The sequence below is a fragment of the Brasilonema bromeliae SPC951 genome (assembly GCF_012912135.1).
Classification (GTDB): domain Bacteria; phylum Cyanobacteriota; class Cyanobacteriia; order Cyanobacteriales; family Nostocaceae; genus Brasilonema; species Brasilonema bromeliae.
In genome coordinates this window covers 1-4,282 of the sequence record NZ_QMEB01000347.1, presented here as the reverse complement: position 1 = coordinate 4,282, position 4,282 = coordinate 1, and the positions used below count along the sequence as shown (strand labels likewise).

The window sequence follows — 4,282 nt, the reverse complement described above, 5'->3', positions numbered from 1 at the left end:
GGGAGCCTAAGCGCAGCTTTGGCGGGGTGGGGTTCTTCAGGAATGATAAGTAGAAAATTTTAATTTGTAGGGTGGGCACTGCCCGCTCACGGCACTCCAATAATATAGGAAGATAGGCAGTGCCCACCCTACGTTGGATTCGTCTACTTGGGAGCCAAGCAGAAGAAGCGAGAATTGCTACCTCTGCCTTATTTCCCTCACTCCCTTACTCCCCCCTTGTTCTGTTCTATCCTTCAACCTGAGCGCTGTATTCATTCGCAGTCAAGGCATCATCAATTTCACCAGACTTGTTGACGCGTACTTTCAGCAACCACCCTTCGCCATAAGGATCGTCTGCCAATTGTTCTGGTGATTCTAGCAAAACTTCATTGCGTTCTATAACTGTACCAGTAACTGGGGAATTAAGTTCTTCCACAGCTTTCACGGATTCAATTGTGCCAAAGGTTTCTTCCTTGGAGACAGCGTCACCAACTTCTGGAAGATCCAAAAACACAATGTCACCCAATTGATCTACGGCAAAGTCAGTAATGCCAATGGTGGCAATTTCGTTTTCAAGACGCACGTATTCATGAGTATCTAGGTATCTCAAATCTTCAGGATATTCAAAAGGCATACCACTTCCTCGTCCACATCAAAAAAATTACCACTACGATAGCGATTTAAGCTATAGTACCCATTACTCAGCACTTAGTGACTGACACGGCTTTTGGATCGATAAAACGGACGTTTTACCACAACCGCTGGGTAAGCTTTGCCACGGATTTCCACTTCTAGCTGCTGATTAACAGTCGCTAGTTCAGTGGGGACATAGGCTAAAGCTACAGGATAACCAAGTGTTGGTGATAGTGTACCACTAGTCACTTCTCCAACGACGACACCTGTTGATAGCACTTGGTAGCCATGACGGGCGATGTTGCGCCCTGGCATTTGCAAACCTACTAGTCGGCGTTGAACTCCAACAGCTTTTTGCTGTTCCAAAACTGAGCGACCGATAAAGTCTCCTTTTGTATCAAGATGAACTAGCCAGCCTAAACCAGCTTCTAAAGGGGTAGTCGTGTCGTCAATATCCTGCCCATAAAGTGCCATTGCTGCTTCTAGCCTGAGGGTGTCTCTCGCACCGAGTCCGCAGGGAATGACGCCAGCATTGAGCAGACTTCTCCACAATTCTACCCCCACATCTAAATCTAACATCACCTCAAAGCCATCTTCCCCGGTGTAACCTGTGCGGGCAAGAAATGCTGGTTTACCTAGTACTGTTCCCTCCAAGTGCCCAAATGCTTTAACAGATGTTAAATCTTCTTGCACAAAAGTCTGAAGAATGCTTACGGCTTTTGGTCCTTGCACGGCAATTAAGACTTTTTTCGGTGAAAGGTCTTGGAATATCACCTCATTTTGGTCAAGATGTTGCAAGAGCCATGCTTTATCTTTATCAGTGGTAGCCGCATTGACAATCATTACTCCTCGTTGTTCACCAGTGGCGTTCTCGCCTTGGTAGTAAAAGATGATGTCGTCAATGATACCACCATTGGGATTTAATAAGACAGTGTATTGAGCTTGACCGGGTTGCAAGCGGCTTAAATCTGAAGGAACTAAAAACTGGAGTTGGGAAATCAGGTTCTTCCCTTGCAGAGTAAATTTACCCATGTGGGAAATATCGAACATTCCTGCCGCATTTCTGACAGCTTCGTGTTCCTTGGTGATACCCACAAATTGCACGGGCATTTCCCAACCACCAAAATTGGTGAGTCGTGCTTTGAGTTCTTGTGCAAGTTGAAATAGAGGCGATCGCGCTAAGGACAGGATAATTTCTTCTTGATTAGCCACAGGTCTACTTGTTTAGATACATTTGTCTGTAGTATTTCACTTTTGGTATCTATTGTGTACTTAAACCTGATTTGATTGATCTTGCAACCAAGTCGCTAAATCTGCTTGACTTGAAAAATCCAATAGTGCTTCGGCAAGATTCTCCAGTTGTTCGATAGATAACTGACTAATACGCTCTTGCAATTGCTGATCCATATTACCAATACGGCGTCGAAGCTGACGCATAATTAACTCTAAAGCTTGTTCCTGTCTGACTTCTTCACGGACTTCCTCATAAAATCTGGTTGTTTTGATATCAAAATCACCCAATCCAAACATCCTCACCAACTCCTGACGACTGATGCGCGGTAATTTGTATAGTACAATTGTTTCTATCAAATCTAGCACTTGCTGCACAAGCGCTGCATTAGTTAGCTCTGTGCGTGTCCTGGCAATCAAGTTTTTGGCTAATGCGGGAGTTTGTTTTTCATTTTCAACTACTAATTTAATGATACCAACTCCCAAAGATTGTTCAGCCCTATCCCCAAGCTCATTCAGATATAATCGCGTGACAAGTTGACTTTCGAGTAAGACTTGATAGGGTTCAACTTTTGTTGGTTCGATGCTACGGCGAGGAAAGATTACCACTGCTCTCCAAGCCTTAGTTGGTGCGTAAAGTCGCAAATACAGAAATATTTCTGAAAATAAACGGGCGTAAAATTCGGCATCTTTTTGAAACTGAACCTCAACAAAATAAATCGGGCGAGTACTAGCATCAGCAACGGGAAGAAAGACTCCATCAATACGAAATGCTGTTTGTTTTAATTCTACGGAAGCGAAATTGTAGGCATTTGCCTCATTAGATTGGAGGTTAATTAATTCAAAGAAAGCATTCGGAAAGGTTGTGAATAGGCGGTAAAAAATGGAGTCAGTTTTCATTTGGGCTTAATTAAGTCTTCTTTGTATTTTATGCCGCCTGTTTTCAATACCAACTAAATGCGTGCTTTGCGATGGTGCGGAGTACCGTTCATGAGGCGATACGCGCGTTGCATTCACAGGTCTCACCTCACCCCGCCCTATGCCTAACGGCACGCTACGCTATCGGGCACCCCTCTCCTTATTAAGGAGAGGGGAACTCGGAGTCCCCACGGAGGACACTGTGGTAAAGGCAATATCAAGATAGTATGTCTTTTTCATGAATAATTGACATAACATCTAGCAGAAACACTGTTGACTATGCTTTAATTTTGCTCAGGAAATTCTTTCCGAAAGATGTTATTAACTTAGAGTTTCCATTCCACAGGGTTAGTTTTAAAGAATGCGGGTGCATACTTTAACAACTATCTCATTAATTGCACACATCGTAAAGCAATTTGAGAGGTTATTGAATGATGATTAATAGATTGGCAAAAGTTATATCAGCGGCTACTGTATTAGCGATGGCAGTTTCTTTAGCCCCACAATCTGCATCTGCTCAAACAGTTTCTTCAACCCCACAACCTGCACCTGCTCAACAACAACCTGTCTCTGTTCTAGAAGAACTTCCCCCAGGCAGAGTCTCTTCTCCTGTAAATGGTTTCCCTGAAGATACACTGGAATTTAATATTAACACCTCTGCTCCTAACAGCTCTGCTCCTAACAACGCAAAAATATTCTATGGAGCAATTCAAAACCCAGTGTATATTGATGAACCTTCCCCTGGAATTGATAACTCAACCGAAACTCGTAAAGAGTATAAATTTAATCCAGGAGATTTGAAAGTTTCTCCAGTAGAGATTTCAGACGAATTGCGGGATGTACTCAATCAAAGCAGAGACGATCAAGGCCCCAGTAGCTTCGAGAATAAATATGGCAATACTGTAGTCAAATATGAATCTAGGTTAGAAGATAACTCAAATCCAAAAAACTTCGTTAACTTTGCATTTTATGCTCCTGCCACTGAGCCATTCACTAATCTAAATTCTCTATCTGTTTTCAATGCATCAAATTTAACTCCATTTTTGAATTCTCAAGGGCAAGTTAGATTTCCAAAATACCTTAGCCCTTTGAATGGGCCTCTGCTTGATCCTCAGCCTAATACTACTCTTTTGTCCTTGACTCCTATTCCTGATAATGTAACCAAGGTTCCAGAACCTGCTGCTACAGCAAGTTTACTGGGTTTTGGAATTGTGAGTACAGCATTATTGCGCAAACGTAATAAACGTCTGGAAACAAGTCTATCTAACGGTCAAAGATAGTGAAGATGTCCAAGAAAGCTAAGAAGTTGTTTGAAAAGTGATTTGCTGTAATTTTAAGCACTTATCGATCCCCCCTACCCCCTTAAAAAGGGGGGAAAGAGTTCTTAAAGTTAAACACTTATAATATCTGTAGGTTGGGGAGCGTAAGCTCCAGGAGGGAAACCCTCCGTAGGCGTCTGGCGTTTGAGGAACGAAACCCAACACTTGATTCTTGTTCATGTTGGGTTTCACTGCCGTTCAAC

The 4,282-nt window shown here is 42.8% G+C and carries 4 protein-coding genes; 1 reads left to right on the top strand and 3 read right to left on the bottom strand.

The window, feature by feature from the left end; genetic code table 11:
- Nucleotides 1–226 precede the first annotated feature (226 nt).
- The 3 genes from gcvH to DP116_RS27210 all read right to left on the bottom strand — a co-directional run bounded on the left by gcvH (nt 227) and on the right by DP116_RS27210 (nt 2,742).
- Entirely contained in the window at nt 227–613 is a 387-nt protein-coding gene (gene gcvH / locus DP116_RS27220) for a glycine cleavage system protein GcvH (protein ID WP_169158103.1), read from the bottom strand.
- Nucleotides 614–687: 74 nt separating this feature from the next.
- A complete protein-coding gene (gcvT, locus tag DP116_RS27215) occupies nt 688–1,824 on the bottom strand; it encodes a glycine cleavage system aminomethyltransferase GcvT (protein ID WP_169158102.1) in 1,137 nt (378 codons plus the stop codon).
- A gap of 60 nt (nt 1,825–1,884) precedes the next feature.
- On the bottom strand, nt 1,885–2,742 hold the full coding sequence (locus DP116_RS27210; protein ID WP_169158101.1) for an Rpn family recombination-promoting nuclease/putative transposase: 858 nt from the start codon (nt 2,740–2,742) through the stop codon (nt 1,885–1,887).
- Between the two features lie 449 nt (nt 2,743–3,191).
- Here DP116_RS27210 and DP116_RS27205 point away from each other — a divergent pair, with 449 nt between their 5' ends.
- A complete protein-coding gene (locus DP116_RS27205) occupies nt 3,192–4,040 on the top strand; it encodes a hypothetical protein (protein ID WP_169158100.1) in 849 nt (282 codons plus the stop codon).
- Nucleotides 4,041–4,282 lie beyond the last annotated feature (242 nt).